14 protein-coding genes and 3 pseudogenes are annotated in these 21,167 nt (G+C 71.5%); 9 read left to right on the forward strand and 8 right to left on the reverse strand.

What is annotated here, in order from left to right; translation table 11 throughout:
- Positions 1-8: 8 nt before the first annotated feature.
- From ABZU99_RS01170 to ABZU99_RS01180, 3 genes are read right to left on the reverse strand one after another with little or no spacing between them, the layout of a single operon-like run.
- On the reverse strand, positions 9-395 hold the full coding sequence (locus ABZU99_RS01170) for a DUF742 domain-containing protein (RefSeq protein ID WP_356044263.1): 387 nt from the start codon (positions 393-395) through the stop codon (positions 9-11).
- Positions 392-883 carry a roadblock/LC7 domain-containing protein gene (locus ABZU99_RS01175; RefSeq protein WP_355946904.1) on the reverse strand — a complete coding sequence of 164 codons (492 nt, stop codon included), beginning with the start codon at positions 881-883 and terminating at the stop codon, positions 392-394. Before ABZU99_RS01175 ends, ABZU99_RS01170 begins: the two co-directional genes overlap by 4 nt.
- Complete coding sequence (locus tag ABZU99_RS01180; protein WP_356044260.1) at positions 880-3,666, reverse strand: nitrate- and nitrite sensing domain-containing protein; 2,787 nt, start codon at positions 3,664-3,666, stop codon at positions 880-882. The genes ABZU99_RS01175 and ABZU99_RS01180 overlap by 4 nt, the downstream gene beginning before the upstream one ends.
- Before the next feature lie 493 nt (positions 3,667-4,159).
- On the opposite strand from ABZU99_RS01180, the gene ABZU99_RS01185 reads away from it, so the two are divergent.
- On the forward strand, positions 4,160-4,930 hold the full coding sequence (locus ABZU99_RS01185) for a hypothetical protein (RefSeq protein WP_355946900.1): 771 nt from the start codon (positions 4,160-4,162) through the stop codon (positions 4,928-4,930).
- Positions 4,931-5,127: 197 nt separating this feature from the next.
- On the opposite strand, the gene ABZU99_RS01190 is transcribed toward ABZU99_RS01185, so the two are convergent.
- Positions 5,128-5,658 (reverse strand): MarR family transcriptional regulator, encoded by a 531-nt coding sequence (locus ABZU99_RS01190; RefSeq protein ID WP_355946897.1) that lies wholly within the window; start codon positions 5,656-5,658, stop codon positions 5,128-5,130.
- Positions 5,659-5,865: 207 nt separating this feature from the next.
- Here ABZU99_RS01190 and ABZU99_RS01195 point away from each other — a divergent pair, with 207 nt between their 5' ends.
- Together ABZU99_RS01195 and ABZU99_RS01200 are read left to right on the forward strand one after the other, a co-directional pair.
- The gene (locus ABZU99_RS01195; protein WP_356044256.1) at positions 5,866-6,711 is read left to right on the forward strand and encodes a lysozyme; all 846 of its coding nucleotides are present in this window, start codon (positions 5,866-5,868) and stop codon (positions 6,709-6,711) included.
- A gap of 132 nt (positions 6,712-6,843) precedes the next feature.
- Positions 6,844-7,422, forward strand: a complete 579-nt coding sequence (locus ABZU99_RS01200) for a TetR/AcrR family transcriptional regulator (protein WP_355946892.1) — start codon at positions 6,844-6,846, stop codon at positions 7,420-7,422.
- Positions 7,423-7,494: 72 nt separating this feature from the next.
- Here the strand turns inward: ABZU99_RS01200 and ABZU99_RS01205 are convergent, their stop codons facing one another.
- The 3 genes from ABZU99_RS01205 to lon all read right to left on the reverse strand — a co-directional run bounded on the left by ABZU99_RS01205 (position 7,495) and on the right by lon (position 11,594).
- Entirely contained in the window at positions 7,495-8,046 is a 552-nt protein-coding gene (locus ABZU99_RS01205; protein WP_355946889.1) for an NAD(P)H-dependent oxidoreductase, read from the reverse strand.
- 405 nt (positions 8,047-8,451) lie between these two features.
- Complete coding sequence (locus tag ABZU99_RS01210) at positions 8,452-9,042, reverse strand: Uma2 family endonuclease (protein ID WP_355946886.1); 591 nt, start codon at positions 9,040-9,042, stop codon at positions 8,452-8,454.
- 134 nt (positions 9,043-9,176) lie between these two features.
- On the reverse strand, positions 9,177-11,594 hold the full coding sequence (lon, locus tag ABZU99_RS01215; RefSeq protein WP_355946885.1) for an endopeptidase La: 2,418 nt from the start codon (positions 11,592-11,594) through the stop codon (positions 9,177-9,179).
- A gap of 279 nt (positions 11,595-11,873) precedes the next feature.
- On the opposite strand from lon, the pseudogene ABZU99_RS01220 reads away from it, so the two are divergent.
- Positions 11,874-12,096 (forward strand): annotated as a pseudogene (locus tag ABZU99_RS01220) (hypothetical protein); the annotation flags it as partial.
- Between the two features lie 187 nt (positions 12,097-12,283).
- Positions 12,284-12,616: pseudogene (locus tag ABZU99_RS01225) on the forward strand (ATP-binding cassette domain-containing protein); the annotation flags it as partial.
- Positions 12,617-12,665: 49 nt separating this feature from the next.
- On the opposite strand, the pseudogene ABZU99_RS01230 reads toward ABZU99_RS01225, so the two are convergent.
- Positions 12,666-13,994, reverse strand: a pseudogene (locus ABZU99_RS01230) (rhomboid-like protein); the annotation flags it as partial.
- 244 nt (positions 13,995-14,238) lie between these two features.
- Between ABZU99_RS01230 and ABZU99_RS01235 the strand changes: the two are divergent.
- From ABZU99_RS01235 to ABZU99_RS01250, 4 genes are all read left to right on the forward strand, one after another.
- Positions 14,239-14,967 carry a spermidine synthase gene (locus ABZU99_RS01235; protein ID WP_355946882.1) on the forward strand — a complete coding sequence of 243 codons (729 nt, stop codon included), beginning with the start codon at positions 14,239-14,241 and terminating at the stop codon, positions 14,965-14,967.
- A 105-nt stretch (positions 14,968-15,072) separates the two neighbouring features.
- The gene (locus tag ABZU99_RS01240; protein ID WP_355854461.1) at positions 15,073-15,813 is read left to right on the forward strand and encodes a response regulator transcription factor; all 741 of its coding nucleotides are present in this window, start codon (positions 15,073-15,075) and stop codon (positions 15,811-15,813) included.
- Positions 15,810-16,991 (forward strand): HAMP domain-containing sensor histidine kinase, encoded by a 1,182-nt coding sequence (locus tag ABZU99_RS01245; protein ID WP_355946880.1) that lies wholly within the window; start codon positions 15,810-15,812, stop codon positions 16,989-16,991. The genes ABZU99_RS01240 and ABZU99_RS01245 overlap by 4 nt, the downstream gene beginning before the upstream one ends.
- A gap of 239 nt (positions 16,992-17,230) precedes the next feature.
- On the forward strand, positions 17,231-21,097 hold the full coding sequence (locus tag ABZU99_RS01250; RefSeq protein ID WP_356044249.1) for a multifunctional oxoglutarate decarboxylase/oxoglutarate dehydrogenase thiamine pyrophosphate-binding subunit/dihydrolipoyllysine-residue succinyltransferase subunit: 3,867 nt from the start codon (positions 17,231-17,233) through the stop codon (positions 21,095-21,097).
- Positions 21,098-21,167: the final 70 nt, after the last annotated feature.

Below are 21,167 nucleotides of genomic sequence, written 5' to 3' on the forward strand. Positions count from 1 at the left end.
TCATCGACTCAGAGCCTGCGAAGTCCACCAAGCACCCTTTCGAGCAACGCGCGATCCGGCTGTCCGGAGCGCCCGGTGCCGTAGACGCGAATCTTTCCCTGATCGGCCAGGTCACTGAGGAGCACGCGGACCACCCCGAGCGGCATCTTCAGCAGTGCGGACACCTCCGCCACCGAGCGCATCCGGCGGCACACGTCGACGATCGCCCTGATCTCCGGCAGCATCCGGGCGTTCAGCCCGCTGGTGGCCAGCTCGAGCCGTCCGTCCGGGGACTCCAGCGACGCCACGAAGGTCTCCACCAGAAGCACATGGCCGGAGCGGGTGCGGCCGCCGGTGAGTGAGTACGGACGGACGCGGCCGGGTTTGCGGTCGGTCCGGCGAGCGAGCCCCGTCACCGTGCAGCCTCCATCGATTTGCGCAGTTCACTGCGGAGTTCGGGGGTGAGCACATGGCCGGCCCGGCCCACGAACAGCGCCATGTGATAGGCGACGACGGTCATGTCGCAGTCCGGGGTGGCGTGCACGCCCAGCAATGAGCCGTCGCTGATCGACATGACGAACAGGCTGCCCTCGTCCATCGCCACCATCGTCTGCTTGACACCGCCCGCGTCCATCAGCTTCGACGCGCCGAGCGTCAGGCTGCCGAGCCCCGAGACGATCGTGGCGAGGTCCGCGCTGGAGCCCTTGGGGCCGTCCTGGCCCACCGGACCGGCTTGCGCGGCGGCAGCGGCGTGCCGCGCGTCGGAGGACAGCAGCATCAGCCCGTCGGATGACACGACGGTTACCGAGCGAACGCCCGGCACCTCCTCGACCAGGTTCGACAGCAACCAGTGCAGATTACGGGCCTCGGAACTCAACCCATAGGTACTACTGGGCGCATTCACCTGCGTGCCTCCTCAACAGTGCCACCCTCGTCCTGCGCCCCCGTTTGACCTGCTTGACCTGTGTGTCCTGCTTGACCTGTGTGTCCTGCGTGTCCTGCGTGCCGCTCGCTCGTGGCGATCTCCGCCTCGACGTCACGGCGTCCGTCGCGGGCCCCGCGCTGAAAACCGCCGAGCCTGCGCCGCAGTTCCTCAGCGTTCAGCGAGCCCGTCCGCTCCTGCGGGCTGGGCTCGGGGATCGCCACGTTCTTCGGCGTCCGCTTGGGCAGCCCCTTGTCGGTGCGCGGCCGCTCATCGGCCCGCGTGTGCTGATCGGGGCCGATGGCGTACGGGTCCGGGGCGGGCGTACCGGCCGGAGGTACGCCCGGGCTGTCGAACCGCTGCTCGTGCTCGTCCTGTTGGACGCCCACGTCCATCGTCCGCTCGCCGGCCGGGGCACCGGGCCCGGCGGGCTGGGCGGGCACGGCCGACGCGGCGGGCTCGGCCGGTTGGGCCGGTGCGGCCTTCGGGGCCGGGGCGCCGACGCCGCCGCCGTGCCAGGCGGGCGCCGCCTTCGGGGAGCGCTTGGGCAAGATGGGCGCCTCGCCGCCGTTTCCCGGGTGCGGATGGCCGCGCGGCGGCGTCGGCTCCATCGGGTACGCGCCGCCAGCGCCCGTGGCCGGCGCTGCCTCGGCCGGGGTCTGGGCCCGGGTCCGGGCGGCGGGCTCGGGCACGCTCTGGGCGGGCGGCTGCGACGGTGTCCGCTCCTGCCCCGCGCCGACGGCCGCCGAACGGCCGCGGGCAGCGAGGGCGTTGGAGTTCGCCTCGGCCTCCGAGCCCGGGAAGGTGGGCTGACGGCCGGTGCCGACCGGCGCGCCCACGCTCACCGACGGGGCCGGCGGCAGCCCGGCGCCGGGCGGACCGGCCGGGAGGATCTTGGTCGGGAGGACGATGACGGCCGCCACCCCGCCCGGCTCCTGCTCGCGCAGCTGCACCCTTACGCCGTGGCGCGCGGCGAGCCGGGTCACCACGTACAGACCGAGCCCCAGCGGGTCCTCCGGCTGGGGGCCCTGGCAGTACTCCGGGACCGGGTCGGCGAGCCGGTTGTTGAGCTCCATGAGCCGCTCGGGCGTCATGCCGATGCCCTCGTCCTGGACGGAGAGCATGACCTCGCCGCTCTCCAGCAGCCAGCCGGAGATCTGGACCTGCGCGTCCGGCGGCGAGAACGATGTCGCGTTCTCCAGCAGTTCGGCGACCAGATGGCTGATGCTGTCCGCGGCGTACCCGGCGACCTGGGCATGCGGCGGCAGCGACTGGATCTGCACCCGGTTGTACCGCTCGACCTCACTGATCGAGGCGCGCAGCACATCCAGCAGCGGCACCGGGCCGGAGTGGGTGGCCTTGTTCTCGGAGCCCGCGATGATCAGCAGGTTCTCGCCGTAGCGGCGCATCCCGGTGGCCAGGTGGTCGAGTTGGAAGAGCGTCTCCAGGCGGTCCGGGTCCTGCTCCGCCTCCTCCATGGACTCGATGATCGTCAGCTGCCGCTCGATCAGGCCCAGGGTGCGCAGCGCGAGGTTGACGAAGCTCCCGTGCACCCGGGCCCGCAGGCCGTCCAGACGGGTGGCGACGGCATCCCGCTCCGAACGCAGCCCGTCCGCCACCAGGGCCAGCCGCTGCCGTTCGCCGACGAGCAGGGTGCGCTCGGCTTCCAGCTTGCCGGCGCGCTCCTGGGCGCGCACCACCGCGGCGTGCAGCTCGTTGACGGCCCGTACGGCGTCCGCGAACTCGTCGTCGCGCCCCTTGTAGACGACCGGCTCCTCGGCCGCCGGATCGGCCGCGACCCGGCGGGTGCCGAGGCGCAGCGCGGCCAGCGGCTGGGTCATCGACCGGGCGCTGTGGACGCTGATGCCGAGGGCGAGGAGCAGCGCGCCGCCGACGAGGGCGATGCGCAGTTCGAGGTCGGTGACATCGTCGTCACGCAGCTGGGCGAGGTGGGCCCGCTCGGAGGAGGCGAGCGCGGCCTCGACGCCGCGCATCCGGTCGATGCGGGCGTTCAGATTCGACTCGACTCGGCCGTCGTCGAGGTAGAGGTCATTGCCCGCCAGCCGGTCCTGGTCGGTGAGCCGGGCGATATAGCGCTCGGCCGTGGTGACCTCGGTGCCATTGACGGTGCGGTCGTAGCGGTCGCGCACCGAGGCCGGGGCGAGCGCCCGGAAGTCGGCGAGCGCGGACTGCTCGCGCACATTGGTCCGCTGGGCGGCCGAGACCAGCTTGGGCTGGCTGCCGCCGGCGGCGAGCGCGGCGAGCAGCAGCCCGCGGGTGGCCGACGCCTCCTCGGAGCCGCGGCCGAGCGGGGCCAGCGCGGCGGTGGCGCCGGAGTCGGCCTCGGCCGGGAGCTTGCGGGCGAGGGTGTCGGCGATGCCGTTCAGCGCCTGGACGGCCTTGGTGTACGACGTGAAGACGTCGAGCGCCGAGTCGCGGCCGGTCAGGGCCTGCTGCCGCAGTTCGGGGAGGCCGTCGAGGAGCCGCCGGACCGTGGTCGGGGCCTCTTCGCGCACCTCCTTGACCTGCCGGTCGACCCGGGCACGCATGCTCTCGGTGACCCCGCCGCCGGAGGCGGTCGTGCGCCCCTGCGCCACATACCGGGTCATGGCATCGCGCTCATCGGCCAGGGAGTGCGCGAGGGCCACCGCACCGCGGTTGGTCTCCGCGAGGTCCACGAGACGCTGCGCGTCGGTGGTGTCGTCCAGGGCCAGGACGACGGCGGGTGTGCCGGCCGCGAGGACGGCGACGGAGACGAGTGCCACGGACGCGGCCAGTCGATTACGGACGCGTGCGGTACGCCGCCGCGGCGCCTCCTGCCGTCGGCGTTTCCCGCCGTTGTGTTCGCGTGTGCTGCCCCGAAGCCACTTCTTCCGCACCGGTGCTCACAATCTTTTCTCGCCTGACCGCTGTGTTTTCCAGAGGTGACGACGGATCAACAATTGTGTTTCCCCACCTCTGGTAGGGATTCCGACCCTTTCAGGACGGCTATGGGGCGGGCGTACATCATCCGCCCGGCCACCCGAACGAGTGAACCGCATTGCGTAGTTGACCACCAACTTTTGGCGCGGGCCATAGCCTCCCGTCACCTTTCACCGGCTGGAAAAGGATTGGCCTCCCTGGCAGGATGCGCACCCCACGCCTTCCCAGAAGCGTCAATTCACCCCCAATCCGGCAGGCGTGAAGATGGTCTGGACCAAGTCCCCTCCGGACCGCGGGTAACGGCGCTGAACAGCGGCGATCCGGCAGACTGGCGCCATGCGCATCGAACTCGCGACCGCACCCGGCGATCACCAACTCCCCAACGAGGACTACGCCTCGGTAGCTCTACCAGCATCAGGGGACGGCGGCGCCCTGGTGGTGCTGGACGGAGTGACGCCACCCGACGGCGACGACGGATGCGTCCACGGGGTGCCCTGGTTCACCTCGCGGCTCGGCGGAGCGCTGCTCGAACTGTCCGGTTCGCGACGGGATATGCCACTGGCAGAGTGCCTCGCCGGGGCAATCAGGCATACCGCCGAAACGCACCGTTCAACCTGTGACCTTTCTCACTCTCGAACACCTCAGGCAACCGTGGTCACCGCCCGCTGGGACGTGCGGCGGGTCGAGTATCTGGTGCTCTCCGACTCCGCGCTGCTCGTCGAGCGGAGCCACGGCGGGGTGACCCCGGTGCTCGATGACCGCATTGACCAGCTACGCGCCGCCGGACGCAGGCTCGCCCCGCTGCGCAACGCGGAGGGCGGCTTCTTCACCGCCGCCGTCGACCCCGACGTCGTTCACAAGGCGGTCGTCGGCGAGATGCCGCGCACCGAGGTACGGGCGCTGGCGGCGCTCACCGACGGGGCGTCGCGCTGGGTGGAGGTGTTCGGCGAGGGCGACTGGACCGCGTGCTTCGCGGTGCTGCGCAAGGAGGGTCCGCAGGCGCTGATCGACCGGGTGCGGGCGGCGGAGCACGCCGATCCGGACAGGACCGCCTTTCCGCGGGACAAGGCGCACGACGACGCGGCGGTCGTCTTCGTCGAGCCGTAGGTCCGTCCAGCCGTAGGCGTCCAGCCGTAGGCGTCCAGCCGTAGGCGTCCAGCCGTAGGCGTCCAGCCGTTGGGGGCGGGCACCAAGAGCGCGCTCACGGGCGGCGGTCAGCCCCTGCCCACGGGCGCCGTAACGCCGTTGCCACACCCGCGTCGCCGGAACCGCGGAGCTCGTCGATCCTGGCGTATATGAGCGCCCTACTCGTCGCCCGCGCGGACCGACCGACCCCGGTCGTCGGCCTCCTGTGTCCGGTTCAACCGGTGCAGCAGCCGGGCGAGTTCGGCAACCTCACCGCGGTCCCAGGAGGCGAGCCGACGGGCATACCGTGCCCGGCGCGCGCCCCGGACGGCACGAAAGCGGGCCCGCCCCTCGTCCGTCAGGTCCACCAGAAAGGCCCGTCCGTCCGCCGGATCGGGCGTCCGCGCCACCAGACCGAGCCCCTCCAGCGCCCGCAGCTGACGGCTCATCGTCGCCTTGCCGACGCCGATATAGGCCGCGAGATCCGTGGCGCGCTGCGCGCCCGCGTCCTCGAGCCGCATCAACAGCCCATAGGCGGCGGATTCCAGGTCGGGATGGACTTCCCGGGCCAATTCACCCGAAGAGGCGCGGGCCCGGCGAAGGAAAACCGCCAATTCGCGCTCCAGGGCCAGGAATGCAAGATCTACACCAATTCCACCCGCGGCGCCATCCTCATCCTGCTCGGGGGGCGTTGGCCGGTCGTTGTGCACGTCAGAGCCCTCTCCGGGTTTTCACATCGTGAAAGTTTCTTGCCCGCACGGCTGTCACCGCAGCTCCACCAGTATTTCGCAGGATTAGACCAACGGCATCACACCCTCCCCCTTCCACGCACCTATCTACGCCCGTAGCGTCGTTTCTGACATGGCCATTCCAAGATCGCATGTCCCTCTCCCCCACCGAGGCTTCGGAGGCACGCCATGCCTGTGCACAGACCCGGATCGGCCCGACGCACCCTGAGCGCGCTGATCGGCATTCTCGCCGCGCTCCTCACCGCGGCCTTCGTCCTGCCCGGTCCGGCCTTCGCCGACCAGGGCTCCTCGAAGGCCATCCCCCACCCCGAGGACGACTGGGCGGGCTCGCAGATACTCAAGCACGAGGGCGGGTCCATGTCCGGTGGGGAGCCGCCGGGACTGCTCGCCACCGTCGAAGGTGTGGACGTCAGCAGCCACCAGGGCAACGTCGCCTGGTCGACGCTCTGGAGCAGCGGAGTCCGGTTCGCCTATGTGAAGGCGACCGAGGGCACCAGCTACACCAACCCGTACTTCTCCCAGCAGTACACCGGCTCGTACAACGTCGGCATGATCCGCGGGGCGTACCACTTCGCGCTGCCGGACAACTCCAGCGGCGCCGCACAGGCCAACTACTTCGTCGACCACGGCGGCGGCTGGTCCAAGGACGGCAAGACGCTGCCGGGAGCGCTGGACATGGAGTACAACCCCTACGGCGCGACCTGTTACGGCAAGAGCGCCAGCGCGATGGTGAGCTGGATCAAGGACTTCACCGGCACCTACAAGTCGCGCACCGGCCGAGACCCGGTGATCTACACCTCCACCAGCTGGTGGAAGAGCTGTACGGGCAACTCCGCCGCCTTCGGCGGCATCAACCCGCTGTGGATCCCGCGTTATGGCTCATCCGTCGGCGAGCTGCCGGCGGGCTGGGGCTTCCACACCATCTGGCAGTACACCTCGACGGGCCCGACAGTCGGCGACCACGACAAGTTCAACGGCGCGATGGACCGGCTGACGGCGCTCGCCACCGGCTGAGGGGCCATCCGGAGCGAGACCACCTACCCCCCACATCCACTGGTCTCCTCGCCCTCGGCGTACGGACAGGTCTGTCTGTACGCTGGGGGCATTCGGCCGTCACCGGCCGCGTCCGCCCCGAGGAGGCCGATCATGAGCAGCGCCCGCCCCTCCGCCCACGACCGGATCCTGTCCACCGCGACCGGTCTCTTCAACGCCCACGGGGTACGCGGCGTCGGAGTGGACCGGATCATCGCCGACTCGGGCGTGGCGAAGGCGACGCTCTACTCCCACTTCCGCTGCAAGGACGATCTGGTCCTGGCCTATGTCCGGCAGACGGACAAGTACTGGCGCGCCGCACTGCGGGACGCCGCCGAGGCGGCCGGCCCCGATCCGCGCGACCAGCTCGTCGGCCTCTTCGACGCGCTCCGGGAGGCGACCGAGCGGGACGGCTTCCGCGGCTGCGCGTTCACCAGGACCGCCGGCGAGACGGAGCCGGGCTCCGCTACGCACACCGCGACGGCCGAGCACAAGCGCGCCGTACGGGACTGGCTGACCCGGCTGACCCGGGCGGCCGGCGCCGCCGACCCCGAGCTGCTGGCGCTGCAGATCTCCCTCCTCATCGACGGCGCGATGGCCGCGGCGGCGCTGGAGCCCAGGCCGGAGTTGGCGGAGGCGGCACGGGAGGCGACGAGGGCGCTGGTCGCGGAGGCGTGCCCGGCGCGGGTGTGAACGGACGGACCGACGGCATGCGGAAGGGCCCGGCCGCCTCGCGGCCGGGCCCTTCGTGGTGGCGGATGCCGGTCAGGCGGCGCTCGGACTCCGCTCCCGCACCGCGCCGGACGCCAGCAGCTCGCGGTAGCGGTCCTGCTGCGCGGCGAGCCCCGCGTCGTCGAGCGCGTGGGTGCCGTGCACGATGAACGGCTCCTCATACGCCATGCCGGTGATGTTCGCCGTGGCGTCGAACGGCTTGAGGAGCTCGGTGACCGGGAAGCGGTTGAACCCGCCGGGCCGGTACAGCTCCTCCGCGCCGCCCGCCGAAGTGGCGACGAGCAGCGACTTGCCACGCAGCGAGGTGCCGTTGGTGCCGTAGGCGAAGCCGTGGAGGAAGACCTCGTCGAGCCACTTCTTCAGCAGCGGCGGCGCCGCATACCAATAGAAGGGGAACTGCAGAACGATCCGGTCGTGCTCCAGCAGCAGCCGCTGCTCATGGGCGACATCGACCCGCAGATCGGGATAGACGGCGTAGAGGTCGTGAACCGTCACGGCCTCGACGGGCCGGACCGCCTCGGCGAGAGCGGCGTTGATGCGGGAGGCGCCGAGGTCGGGGTGGGCGAGGACGACGAGAGTGCGCACGGTATTCCTCCGGTGGAGAGCACCGAACAGACAGGTCTGTCTGCTTCGCCGTAAAAGCTACCAGACAGACCTGTCTACCTGTCAACGATTTCCGTCTCGGCCCCGTCCGGGACGATCACCCGTCCCTGTGACCGCACTCTCGATCACACCCACCCCGGGCTGATGGCATTCGCCCCCAGCCCTCGCTCCATCCCGATGGCGGCGGCCTGGACGAACGCGTCGAGCCCCGCATTCACCAGCGCGCCGAAGCCCCGCCGGGGGTGGGCTGCTCGAAGACCCCGCTGGTGAGGGTGATGGATCCGCCGTCGCGGAGATGGCGCAGGGCGCGGCGCACGAGGGTGGCCTGAACCCTGCCGGAGCGCGGTGGTTGTTGCCTGGCCTGCCGGAACCAGGCAGCGGGCGTCGTCAGTCCCGGGGGAATTCGCCGGTCTTGAGCGTGAGGCCGACGACGGTGTTCGTCAGGTCGACATCCGTGCCGAAGGAGACGCACAGTTCACTGGTGTATTCGCCGTCCTTGGGCTCCGTGAACAGGTGGCACCTGGCGGTGTACGGGTCGGCGATCAGATAGATGGGCACCTCGGCCGTCGCGTAGGCCAGCTTCTTCGGTCCGTAGTCGTTTCTCGCCGTGTCCCTGGAGATCACCTCGGCGACGAATTCGACGTCCTCGTGCCGCCAGCCACCCTGAGGGGTCATCTTGGCATCATCCGCGAGCTTGACGACGTCGGGCGCGAAGCCGTTCCGATGCCCCGGGAAGTCGATGCGCACGTCCGACAGCACGTTCACATCCATCCCGAAGCGGTCTTCAAGAGCCCGCAGGATGCGTCGAATGATGCGGAAGTGAACGGCGCGCTGCGGTGACATGAAGACGGCCCCCTCGACGACCTCAACCTTGTAGCCCTCGGGGACGTGGCTCCGCTCCAACCAGTCGAACAGCTCGTCCAGGCTGAGTCCGTCGCTCTCGGCCATCTCGATCCTGTCAATCGCCATGACGGTCACTGTGCCGCTCCTCCCCCCCGCACACCGAACGTATGCGGCCGGTTAGTCCAACGATACGCACGGTCGACAGGTCACGCGTGGCCCGGAACCCCGTTCGAAGCGGGGTTCCGGGCCACGGCTGCCGGCAGCGTCCGTCACGCCGCCACCGGAACCTCCGGGGCGACCGTCGAGGCGGGCTCGAGCGCGAGCTCCAGGACCTGGCGGACGTCGGAGACCGGGTGGACGTCGAGCTTCTCCAGGACCTCGGCGGGGACGTCGTCCAGGTCGGGCTCATTGCGCCTGGGGATGATCACGGTGGTCACCCCGGCGCGGTGCGCGGCCAGCAGCTTCTGCTTGACGCCGCCGATGGGCAGCACCCGGCCGGTCAGGGACACCTCGCCCGTCATGGCCACCTCCGGCCGCACCTGGCGGCCGGAGAGCAGCGAGGCCAGGGCCGTGGTCATGGTGATGCCCGCGCTCGGCCCGTCCTTGGGGACCGCGCCCGCCGGAACGTGGAGGTGGATGCCGCGCTCCCTCAGGTCACCGACCGGCAGCTCCAGCTCCGCGCCGTGGGAGCGGAGGAAGGAGAGGGCGATCTGGGCGGACTCCTTCATCACATCACCCAGCTGACCGGTCAGGTTCAGCCCCGCGCCACCGGTCTCCGGGTCGGCCAGCGACGCCTCGACGAAGAGCACGTCGCCGCCCGCGCCCGTGACCGCGAGCCCGGTCGCCACACCGGGGACGGCGGTGCGGCGCTCGGCCGGGTCCTGGGCGGACTCGGGGGTATGGTGCGGCCGCCCGATCAGCGGGCGCAGCTCGTCCCCGCCGATGGTGAACGGCAGCTCGCGCTCGTCCAGCTCGTGCTGGGCCGCGACCTTCCGCAGCAGCCGGGCGATGGACCGCTCCAGGGTCCGTACGCCCGCCTCCCGGGTGTACTCGCCCGCGAGCTTGCGCAGCGCCTCGTCCGCCACCACGACCTCACCCGGCTCCAGGCCGGCGCGCTCCAGCTGCCGGGGCAGCAGGTGGTCACGGGCGATGGTGACCTTCTCGTCCTCGGTGTAGCCGTCGAGGCGCACCAGCTCCATGCGGTCCAGCAGCGCTTCCGGGATGGACTCCAGGACGTTGGCCGTCGCGAGGAAGACGACGTCACTCAGGTCGAGCTCGACCTCCAGGTAGTGGTCCCGGAAGGTGTGGTTCTGCGCCGGGTCCAGGACCTCCAGCAGGGCCGCGGCCGGGTCGCCGCGGAAGTCGGAGCCAACCTTGTCGATCTCGTCGAGGAGGACGACCGGGTTCATGGAGCCGGCCTCCTTGATGGCCCGGACGACGCGGCCGGGCAGCGCGCCGACGTACGTACGCCGGTGGCCGCGGATCTCCGCCTCGTCGCGCACGCCGCCGAGCGCGACCCGGACGAACTTGCGCCCCATCGCGCGGGCGACGCTCTCGCCCAGACTGGTCTTGCCGACGCCGGGCGGGCCCACGAGGGCGAGCACCGCGCCACCGCGTCGGCCGCCGACGACCCCGAGGCCCCGGTCGGCGCGGCGCTTGCGGACCGCCAGGTACTCGGTGATCCGCTCCTTCACGTCGTCCAGGCCCGCGTGGTCGGCGTCCAGCACGGCCTTGGCCCCCTGGATGTCGTACGCGTCCTCGGTCCGCTCGTTCCAGGGCAGCTCCAGGACGGTGTCCAGCCAGGTGCGGATCCAGCTGACCTCGGGGCTCTGGTCGGAGGTCCGCTCCAGCTTGCCGACCTCCTTGAGGGCCGCCTCGCGCACCTTGTCCGGCAGGTCGGCGGCCTCGACGCGGGCCCGGTAGTCATCGGACTCGTCCTCGGAATCGCCGTTCAGCTCGGCGAGCTCCTTGCGGACCGCCTCCAGCTGGCGCCGCAGCAGGAACTCGCGCTGCTGCTTGTCGACGCCCTCCTGGACGTCCTTGGCGATCGACTCGGCGACGTCCTGCTCGGCAAGGTGCTCGGTCAGCCAGGTGACGGCCAGCTTCAGCCGGGCCACCGGGTCGGTGGTCTCCAGCAGCTCGACGCGCTGGGCGCCGGTGAGGAACGGTGAGTAGCCGGAGTTGTCGGCGAGCTGCGAGACGTCGTCGATCTGCTGCACCCGGTCCACGACCTGCCAGGCGCCGCGCTTTCGCAGCCAGCTGGTGGCCAGCGCCTTGTACTCCTTCATCAGATCGGTGACGGCACCGGGCAGCGGGTCGGGCACGATCTCCTCGACCTGGGTGCCCTCCACCCACAGTGCGGCGCCGGGCCCGGTGGTCCCGGCCCCGATGCGGACGCGCCGCAGACCGCGGATGAGCGCGCCGGGGTCCCCGTCGGAGAGCCGGCCCACCTGCTCCACGGTGCCGAGCGTGCCGATGCCGGCGTACGTCCCGTCGATCCGCGGCACCAGCAGCACCCGCGGCTTACCGCTCCCGTCCCCGGTGGAACGCGCGGCGGCCTGCGCGGCGTCCACCGCGGCCCGCACCTCGGTGTCGGAAAGGTCCAGCGGCACCACCATGCCGGGCAGCACCACCTCGTCATCGAGAGGCAGCACGGGCAGGGTGAGCGGTGTGGACAGCGAAGCCATGATCTCCCCTTCTGCAGGCAAGTTGAGCCAAGCAGACTCAATAAGACTCAATGCCTTCTCAATGCAGGGCCGGGCTCAGGTGTTCCCGGGCGTCTGTTCGCTGTGAGCGAGCACACACCGAGCGAAGCGTGAACCGTCGGCCGGGCCCCGAGCGATGGAGGGGCGTGAGACTGTTCCGGCCCATGGGGGCAGACCGAAGCGACGCGGAGTTGCCGCGCGCCGTCGTTAAGCGCGCGCCGTCGTTAAGCGCGCGCCGTCGTTAAGGGGGACGCGGACGCGCTGACCGCCCTGTACGACCGGCACGGCGGCCGGCTGTACACGCGGCTGACCCGCCGCTGCCCGGACCCGGAGACCGTGCAGGAAGTCCTGCGGGACACACGTGCAGGAAGTCCTCCGGGACACATTCGTCACCGTCTGGCGGCCCGCCGCCGCGGACCGCGGCGGCGAGGCGGGCGGCCGGCTGTGGACCATCGCGGCCCGGCGGCTCACCGACGCCCAGCGCACCGCCGTGCGCACCGCCGTGCGCACCGCCGAGGCGCAGCGCCGAGGCGCAGGCCGCGCATGCCCGTCACGAGCCGGACGCGACCCGCACCGCGGCCCCCTCCGCGCAGGACCGGGTACTCGACGCGCTGGAGTACGGGAACGCCGGCGCCGCCATGGACCGGCTGCCCGGCGCGGACGCGGCCGCCGCCGTGGAACGGGCGGTGGCCCGGATCGGGCTCGCCGGCCGCATCGACGCGAAGGTGCGCAACCTGTCCGGCGGCATGGTGCGGCGCGTCGGCATCGCCCAGGCGATCGTCAACGACCCGGACATGCTGCTGCTCGACTAAGCGGTCACGGCGAAGTCAAGTGCTGATCCTTCTCGGCGTCCAAGCCCTCGGCCAGGCCGAACGGCGAGGGATCAGCGGCGAACTTCAGCATCCGCTTAGCCGACAGCCGGCCTCGACCCCGAGCAGCGGATGGAGTTCCGCGCGCTGCTGCGGGAGCTGGGCGCCACCTCGACCGTGATCGTCTCCACCCATCCACGCCACGGCGTTGAGCGGCGCGGTCTCGCGCGACGCGGCGGACGTACGGCCGGCAGGCGACGCCGGTCAGCAGGGCGAGGACATGGCCGCAGTCCGTGAGCGGATCGAAATCCACCAGGCTCCCGGCGACGATGAGCAGCCCCACCCCGCCGATCAGGGCCCACCGCAGCCGGGGCCGCACCAGCCCCGCCAGGGCGCCCGCGCAGGCGATCAGCCCGTAGCTGACGCCGTAGTCAAGGCGGCGCAGCGAGCTGTCCGGGAGCTCGCCGACAGCGACGGACGCCGCCACTGGCAGCTCGGTGAGAAGCGTGGCGAGGACATGGCCAGCCAGAAACACCCCGGCGGTGCGAAGCCCCCCTATGCGGCGCTCGAGCGCGGAGAGCACGAGGAGGAAGGCGAGCAGATACGGCGACGTGATGCCGCCCACGATCCACAGCCCGCTGGCGAGCAACGTGAGCAGTGGCCGCTCGGAGAGGTTGGAAACATCGGTACTGGAGCCGGCGAGCAGGTCATGGACGGTGCGGGGGTCGCCGAGGTGCGCGAAGAGCCCGGTGCCGAGGAGGACGAGCCCGTAGCCGAGGCTGAACGGCGTCGCGGTGAGCGTCGGCAGCAGGTGCCACAGCCGTGCCACTGCGGGCGCCGGAGCCTGCGGCGTACTGGCCCCAACGGCAACGGCCCCCACCCGCCCGGCCACGCCAGTGTCCCGGCGCCGACGCCTCGCCGCCGGTCCGGCGGCGAGGCCCGCCCCGCCGGGGCCCGCACCGGGGCCGGCCGGGCCCGGGCCACGGCCAGCCGATCCCGGACCAGGGCCAGCCGATCCCGCACCAGGGCCAGCCGGTCCCGCACCGGAGCCAGCCAGGCCCGCACCGGAGCCAGCCAGGCCCGGGCCACGGCCGGCCAATCCCGGACCAGGGCCAGCCGATCCCGCACCAGGGCCGACCGGGACCGGGCCAGGGCCAGCCGGGCCCGGGCCAGGGCCAGCCGGGCCCGGGCCAGGGCCAGCCGGGCCCGGGCCAGGGCCGGCCGGGAGCCCATGGCCGACAGCCGGGACCGGAGCGGGCACCACGCGGCCCGCGCCGGCGCCGGGGGCGGGCGGACCGGCGCCCGGGCCCCGGCCAGGGCATCCCCCGGCGAGAGCGGGGACCCGGCCTGACGCTCGCGGGCTGCCATCCGTGGCCTTGTCGTCGTCCGCCCCAGCGGCCGGGCCGCTGCCGTGCGCCACCAGGCCGTCCGCCGCGCCGTGGTCCGTGACAGCCGGATCCGCGCGGACGGCCGGCCCCCCGCCGCCGAGGGCGGCCGGGCCCGCCCCGGACGCGTCCGTGCTCGCGTCCGCGTCGTCAGTCGCCGTCTCGGCCGGTCGTGCCCAGGTCGTCACCGCAGGGCCCCTTCCCTCGTCCGCCGCCTCCGCCGTACGTCTGTTCCCCGATTCCCGCCTTTCCGCGCAAACGACAGAACGACCAACGGGCCGTGAGTGATGTCACGGCGCAACCACTGGCGATGTGAACGCCGCCACAGCGCCGACGGCGGACAGCTGGACCGGAAGGTCGCGGCGGCTGGACCGGAAGGTCGCGGCGGCGCGAGGATGGCGGCATCACGGAACACCTGGAGGACCCCACCCCATGCAGTCGCCGACGCAACCACCCCAGCCGTACGACAGCGCCACCGACGGGCCGCCGGTGACCGTCGACCGTCGCGAGGGCCCGTACGGCGAGGTGGTGCTGCGGCGCCGGGACGGCCACGGCCAGTCCACCGTCTTCGAGATCATCGCCAACGGCTGCTTCCTCATGGACACCTCCGACGGCCGCTCCGAGCGGCTGCTGGTACGCGCCGCCCTCGACGCGCTGCCCGCCCACCGCCGCGCGCCCGCCCTGCTCATCGGCGGTCTCGGGGTCGGGTTCTCGCTCGCCGAGGCGGCTGCCGAGCCCCGGTGGGGGCGGATCGCGGTGGTCGAGCGGGAGGACGCGGTCATCGACTGGCACCGCAACGGTCCCCTGGCGGCCGTGTCCGCCGAGGCGCTGGCCGATCCGCGCACCGAGATCGTCCACGCCGACCTGGTGGCGCATGTGCGGACGGGCGCGGAGCGCTATGACGCGCTGTGCCTCGACATCGACAACGGGCCCGATTGGACGGTCACCGAGGACAACGGCGGCCTGTACTCCCCCGCCGGGCTCGCCGCCTGCGCGGACCGCCTCACGCCGGGCGGTGTGCTCGCGGTCTGGTCGGCGCAGCCGTCACCGGCGTTTGAGGAATCGCTCCGGAATGCCGGGTTCACGGGGGTGCGTACGGAAGAGATCGCCGTTGCCCGAGGTGTTCCGGACGTCGTGCACCTCGCGGCTCGGGGCGCGTAGCCGAGCCGCGTAGGCTGGCTTTACGCTTGCTTGCCTACCTAACGCGGCCGGGCGATGACCAGGCGCGAAGCCGCAGGTTTCACGGGAAGACGCAGGGGCGGGCGCATGGAGCAGACGCACATCGGTCACAACGGGGCCGCCACGACCACCCCCGGCGCCCAGCGCCGGGTCCTCGTCGTCGAGGACGATCCGACGATAGTGGACGCCATCGCGGCCCGGCTGCGGGCCGAGGGGTTCCAGGTGCAGACGGCCGGGGACGGACCGGCGGCGGTCGACACGGCCGAGGCGTGGCAGCCCGATCTGCTCGTCCTCGACGTGATGCTGCCGGGCTTCGACGGTCTGGAGGTCTGCCGTCGGGTGCAGGCCCGCCGGCCGGTGCCGGTGCTGATGCTGACCGCGCGGGATGACGAGACCGACATGCTGGTGGGGCTCGGGGTCGGCGCGGACGACTACATGACCAAGCCGTTCTCGATGCGCGAGCTGGCGGCCCGGGTGCATGTGCTGCTCCGCAGGGTCGAGCGGGCGGCGCTGGCCGCGCACACCCCGCGCAGCGGGATTCTGCGCCTGGGCGAGCTGGAGATCGACCACGCACAGCGCCGGGTGCGGGTGCGCGGCTCCGACGTCCATTTGACGCCGACCGAGTTCGATCTGCTGGTGTGCCTGGCGCACACCCCGCGCGCGGTGCTCTCGCGTGAGCAGCTGCTGGCCGAGGTGTGGGACTGGGCGGACGCCTCGGGCACCCGGACCGTGGACAGCCACATCAAGGCGCTGCGCCGGAAGATCGGCGCGGAGCGGATCCGTACGGTGCACGGCGTGGGCTACGCCCTGGAGACCCCGGCGGCATGATGCGCCCGCCCGGTCCCGGCCGCCGGATCACCCGGAGCCGCACCACCTGGAGCCGGGTGTGGGAGGCGCTGCGGCCGTTCGACCCGTACCGCTCGGTCAAGGCGGCGCTGGGCGCGCTGGTGATCGGCTCGGTGATCATCACCACGCTGCTGGTGTTCGCGGCGTTGCACTCGGACACCGAGCTGCGCGTGATCACCGTCTTCTCGATCATCGCCTCGCTGCTGATCACCCAGTTCGTGGCGCACGGCCTGACGGCCCCGCTGGACGAGATGACCGAGGTCACCCGGGCGATGGCGCACGGGAACTACACCCGGCGGGTGGGGGCGGCGCAGCGCCGGGACGAGTTCGGGGATCTGGCGACCGCCTTCAACCGTATGGCGGCCGATCTGGAGGCGGTGGACACCCACCGCAAGGAGCTGGTGGCCAACGTCTCGCATGAGCTGCGCACGCCGATCGCGGCGCTGCGGGCGGTGCTGGAGAACGTCGTGGACGGCGTCTCGGAGGCCGATCCGGAGACGATGCGGGTCGCGCTGCGCCAGACCCAGCGGCTCGGCCGTCTGGTCGACCAGCTGCTCGATCTGTCGCGGCTGGACAACGGGGTGGTGCCGCTCCACGCGCGGCGCTTCGAGGTGTGGCCGTATCTCGCCGGGATCCTCAAGGAAGCGAGCATGGCCAAGGGCGCGGAGTCGCATTCGGGCGCGCACGCCCGTAAGGACGTCCATCTGCACCTCGATGTCTGTCCGCCCGAGCTGACCGCGCACGCCGACGCCGAGCGGCTCCACCAGGTCGTGGCAAACCTCATCGACAACGCGATGAAGCACAGCCCGGCGCACGGCCGGGTCACCGTGCGTGCGCGGCGCGGGGAGGGCCCCGAGAGCCTGGATCTGGAGGTGCTGGACGAGGGCCCCGGCATCCCGGAGGCGGAGCGGCATCGGGTCTTCGAGCGGTTCAACCGGGGCGGGCTGTCCCCGGACGGCTCGGGTCAGCCGTCGGCGCGGCCCAGACCGGGGCAGGGCAGTGACGGGGGCACCGGGCTGGGGCTCGCGATCGCGCGCTGGGCGGTGGATCTGCACGGCGGGCGCATAGGCGTGGCGGAGTCCCCGCGGGGCTGCCGCATCAAAGTCACCCTCCCGGGGACCCGGAAGGCCAAACCGGGCCCCCCCAGACATCAAAGTTGACGTAAAGTCGATCGCGGACGCGCACATCCGAGCGGTGTGGGTGCCCTTCTGTGTTCGCTCGTATCTGCGGAAACACAGCGGAACCACGCTTGATCCCCGCCGCATCCTGCGCCGAAACCCGGCGATCAATGTGACTTGCACGACGATGACCAGTGCGGCCTGCACGCAAGGGTCCAAGGGGCGTAGCCTTTATTCCCGCTGTCCACCACCCTAGGAAGCGGAAGAGGGCGGTTGCCGCCGTGTCGCCACAGTCCCCCAACACCTCGAGCGTCTCGACCGACGAGCAGGACGGGCAGGGAAGTCACCCTGCCGCTGCCTTCGGACCCAATGAGTGGCTCGTCGACGAGATCTACCAGCAGTACCTCCAGGACCCGAACTCGGTCGACCGAGCCTGGTGGGACTTCTTCGCCGACTACAAGCCGGGCCAGGACACCAGCTCTGCCGTGGCCACGCCACCACAGACAGTGAGCGAGGGCGCCGCCCCTGCGGCCCCGGCCGCGAGTGCGCCCGCCGCCGCGAAGCCCGCGCCCGCCGCGCCGGCCGCCAGGCCCGCGACCGCCAAGCCGGCGGACGGCAAGCCCGCCGCCGCGGCCCCGGCCGCCGCGAAGCCCGCGGCCGCCCCGGCGGCCCAGGCCGCGCCGGCCCAGGCCAAGCCCACCCCGGTCAAGCCCGCCCCGGTCAAGCCGACCCCGGCCGAGCCGACGCCGTCCCCCAAGGCGGCCGAGCCCGCCGCGCCCGTGGGCCCGGAGCTGGTCCCGCTGCGCGGCCCCTCCGCGGCCGTCGCGAAGAACATGAACGCCAGCCTTGAGCTGCCGACGGCCACCTCCGTGCGCGCCGTCCCGGTCAAGCTGCTGTTCGACAACCGCATCGTCATCAACAACCACCTCAAGCGCGCCCGCGGCGGCAAGGTGTCCTTCACGCACCTCATCGGCTACGCCATGGTGCAGGCGCTGAAGGCGATGCCGACGATGAACTACTCCTTCGCGGAGAAGGACGGCAAGCCGACCCTCGTCAAGCCGGAGCACATCAACCTCGGCCTCGCCATCGACCTGGTCAAGCCGAACGGCGACCGTCAGCTCGTCGTCGCGGCGATCAAGAAGGCCGAGACGCTGAACTTCTTCGAGTTCTGGCAGGCCTACGAGGACATCGTCCGCCGCGCCCGCGCGAACAAGCTGACGATGGAGGACTTCACCGGGGTCACGGCCTCCCTCACCAACCCCGGCGGCATCGGCACCGTCCACTCGGTGCCGCGGCTGATGCCCGGGCAGGGCCTGATCGTCGGCGTCGGCTCGATGGATTACCCGGCGGAGTTCCAGGGCACCTCGCAGGACACCCTGAACAAGCTGGGCATCTCCAAGGTCATGACGCTGACCAGCACCTACGACCACCGGGTGATCCAGGGCGCCGCCTCCGGCGAGTTCCTGCGGATCATGAACCAGCTGCTGCTCGGCGAGAACGACTTCTACGACGAGATCTTCAAGGCGCTGCGCATCCCCTACGAGCCGGTCCGCTGGCTCCGCGACATCGACGTCTCCCACGACGACGACGTCACCAAGGCGGCGCGCGTCTTCGACCTGATCCACGCCTACCGGGTCCGCGGCCATGTCATGGCCGACACCGACCCGCTGGAGTACCGCCAGCGCAAGCACCCCGACCTCGACATCATCGAGCACGGGCTCACCCTGTGGGACCTGGAGCGCGAGTTCGCGGTCGGCGGCTTCGCGGGCAAGTCCATGATGAAGCTGCGCGACATCCTGGGCGTGCTGCGCGACTCGTACTGCCGCACCACCGGCATCGAGTTCATGCACATCCAGGACCCGAAGCAGCGCAAGTGGATCCAGGACCGCGTCGAGCGCAGCCACGACAAGCCCGAGCGCGAGGAGCAGCTGCGGATCCTGCGCCGGCTCAACGCGGCCGAGGCGTTCGAGACCTTCCTGCAGACGAAGTACGTCGGCCAGAAGCGGTTCTCCCTGGAGGGCGGCGAGTCCGTCATCCCGCTGCTGGACGCGGTGCTGGACGCGGCCGCCGAGTCGCGCCTGGACGAGGTCGTCATCGGCATGGCCCACCGTGGCCGGCTCAACGTGCTGGCCAACATCGTCGGCAAGTCGTACGCGCAGATCTTCCGCGAGTTCGAGGGCAACCTCGATCCGAAGTCCATGCACGGTTCCGGCGACGTCAAGTACCACCTGGGCGCCGAGGGCACCTTCACCGGCCTCGACGGCGAGCAGATCAAGGTCTCGCTCACCGCCAACCCCTCCCACCTGGAGGCGGTGGACCCGGTCGTCGAGGGTGTCGCACGCGCCAAGCAGGACATCATCGGCAAGGCGGGCACGGACTTCACCGTCCTGCCCGTGCAGCTCCACGGCGACGCCGCCTTCGCGGGCCAGGGCGTGGTGGCCGAGACCCTGAACATGTCGCAGCTGCGCGGCTACCGCACCGGCGGCACCGTGCACATCGTCATCAACAACCAGGTCGGCTTCACCGCCGCCCCGGCCGCGTCCCGCTCCTCGATGTACGCCACCGACGTGGCGCGCATGATCGAGGCGCCGATCTTCCACGTCAACGGCGACGACCCGGAGGCCGTCGTCCGCGTCGCGCGGCTCGCCTTCGAGTTCCGCCAGGCGTTCAACAAGGACGTGGTCATCGACCTCATCTGCTACCGCCGCCGCGGTCACAACGAGACGGACAACCCCGGCTTCACCCAGCCGCTGATGTACGACCTGATCGACAAGAAGCGCTCGGTGCGCAAGCTCTACACCGAGTCGCTGATCGGGCGCGGCGACATCACCCTGGAAGAGGCCGAGCAGGCGCTGCAGGACTTCCAGGGTCAGCTGGAGAAGGTCTTCACCGAGGTCCGCGACGCGGTCTCCGCCCCGGTCCAGCCCGAGGTCCCCGAGCCGCAGCCGGAGTTCCCGGTCGCGGTGAACACTGGGGTCTCCCAGGAGGTCGTCAAGAGGATCGCCGAGTCCCAGGTCAACATCCCCGACCGGATCACCGTCCACCCGCGGCTGCTCCCGCAGCTCCAGCGGCGCGCCGCGATGATCGAGGACGACACGATCGACTGGGGCATGGGCGAAACCCTCGCCATCGGCTCGCTGCTCATGGAGGGCACCCCGGTCCGGCTCGCCGGCCAGGACTCCCGCCGCGGCACCTTCGGCCAGCGCCACGCGGTGCTGGTGGACCGCGAGACCGGCGACGACTTCACCCCGCTGCTCTACCTCGCCGAGGACCAGGCCCGCTACAACGTCTACGACTCGCTGCTGAGCGAGTACGCGGCGATGGGCTTCGAGTACGGCTACTCGCTGGCCCGGCCGGAGTCGCTGGTCATGTGGGAGGCGCAGTTCGGTGACTTCGTCAACGGCGCGCAGACCATCGTGGACGAGTTCATCTCCTCGGCCGAGCAGAAGTGGGGCCAGACCTCCGGCGTCACGCTGCTGCTGCCGCACGGCTACGAGGGCCAGGGGCCGGACCACTCGTCGGCCCGGATCGAGCGCTTCCTCCAGCTGTGCGCGCAGAACAACATGACGGTCGCCCTGCCGACGCTGCCGTCGAACTACTTCCACCTGCTGCGCTGGCAGGTCCACAACCCGCACCACAAGCCGCTGGTCGTCTTCACCCCGAAGTCGATGCTGCGTCTGAAGGCCGCGGCGTCGAAGACCGAGGAGTTCACCTCCGGCGCCTTCCGTCCGGTCATCGGCGACGAGAGCGCCGACCCGGCCGCGGTCCGCAAGGTGGTCTTCTGCTCCGGCAAGGTCTACTACGACCTGGCCGCGGAGCGGGACAAGCGCGGTGCGACGGACACGGCGATCATCCGGCTGGAGCGGCTGTACCCGCTGCCGGGCACCGAGGTTCAGGCCGAGATCGCCAAGTACCCGAACGTGCAGAAGTTCGTCTGGGCCCAGGAGGAGCCGGCGAACCAGGGCGGATGGCCGTTCATGGCCCTCAACCTGATCGACCACCTGGAGCTGTCGGTCGGCGCCGACGTCCCCCCCGCCGAGCGGCTGGTCCGCGTCTCCCGGCCGCACTCGTCCTCGCCGGCGGTGGGGTCGAACAAGCGCCACCAGGCGGAGCAGCAGGCGCTGGTCAGCGAGGTCTTCGAGATCTGACCCACCGGTCGCCCGAGTCCGTACGGAAGGCCCGGTTCCCGCGATATAACGCGGGGCCGGGCTTTCCGGC

This window comes from Streptomyces sp. NPDC005266, assembly GCF_040607655.1.
GTDB lineage: Bacteria > Actinomycetota > Actinomycetes > Streptomycetales > Streptomycetaceae > Streptomyces.

Coding starts and splice junctions, on each gene's coding strand:
- ABZU99_RS01185 (WP_355946900.1), top strand. CDS start 4,160: ATGCGCATCGAACTCGCGACCGCACCCGGCGATCACCAACTCCCCAAC.
- ABZU99_RS01195 (WP_356044256.1), top strand. CDS start 5,866: ATGCCTGTGCACAGACCCGGATCGGCCCGACGCACCCTGAGCGCGCTG.
- ABZU99_RS01200 (WP_355946892.1), top strand. CDS start 6,844: ATGAGCAGCGCCCGCCCCTCCGCCCACGACCGGATCCTGTCCACCGCG.
- lon (WP_355946885.1), bottom strand. CDS start 11,594: ATGGCTTCGCTGTCCACACCGCTCACCCTGCCCGTGCTGCCTCTCGAT.
- ABZU99_RS01235 (WP_355946882.1), top strand. CDS start 14,239: ATGCAGTCGCCGACGCAACCACCCCAGCCGTACGACAGCGCCACCGAC.
- ABZU99_RS01240 (WP_355854461.1), top strand. CDS start 15,073: ATGGAGCAGACGCACATCGGTCACAACGGGGCCGCCACGACCACCCCC.
- ABZU99_RS01245 (WP_355946880.1), top strand. CDS start 15,810: ATGATGCGCCCGCCCGGTCCCGGCCGCCGGATCACCCGGAGCCGCACC.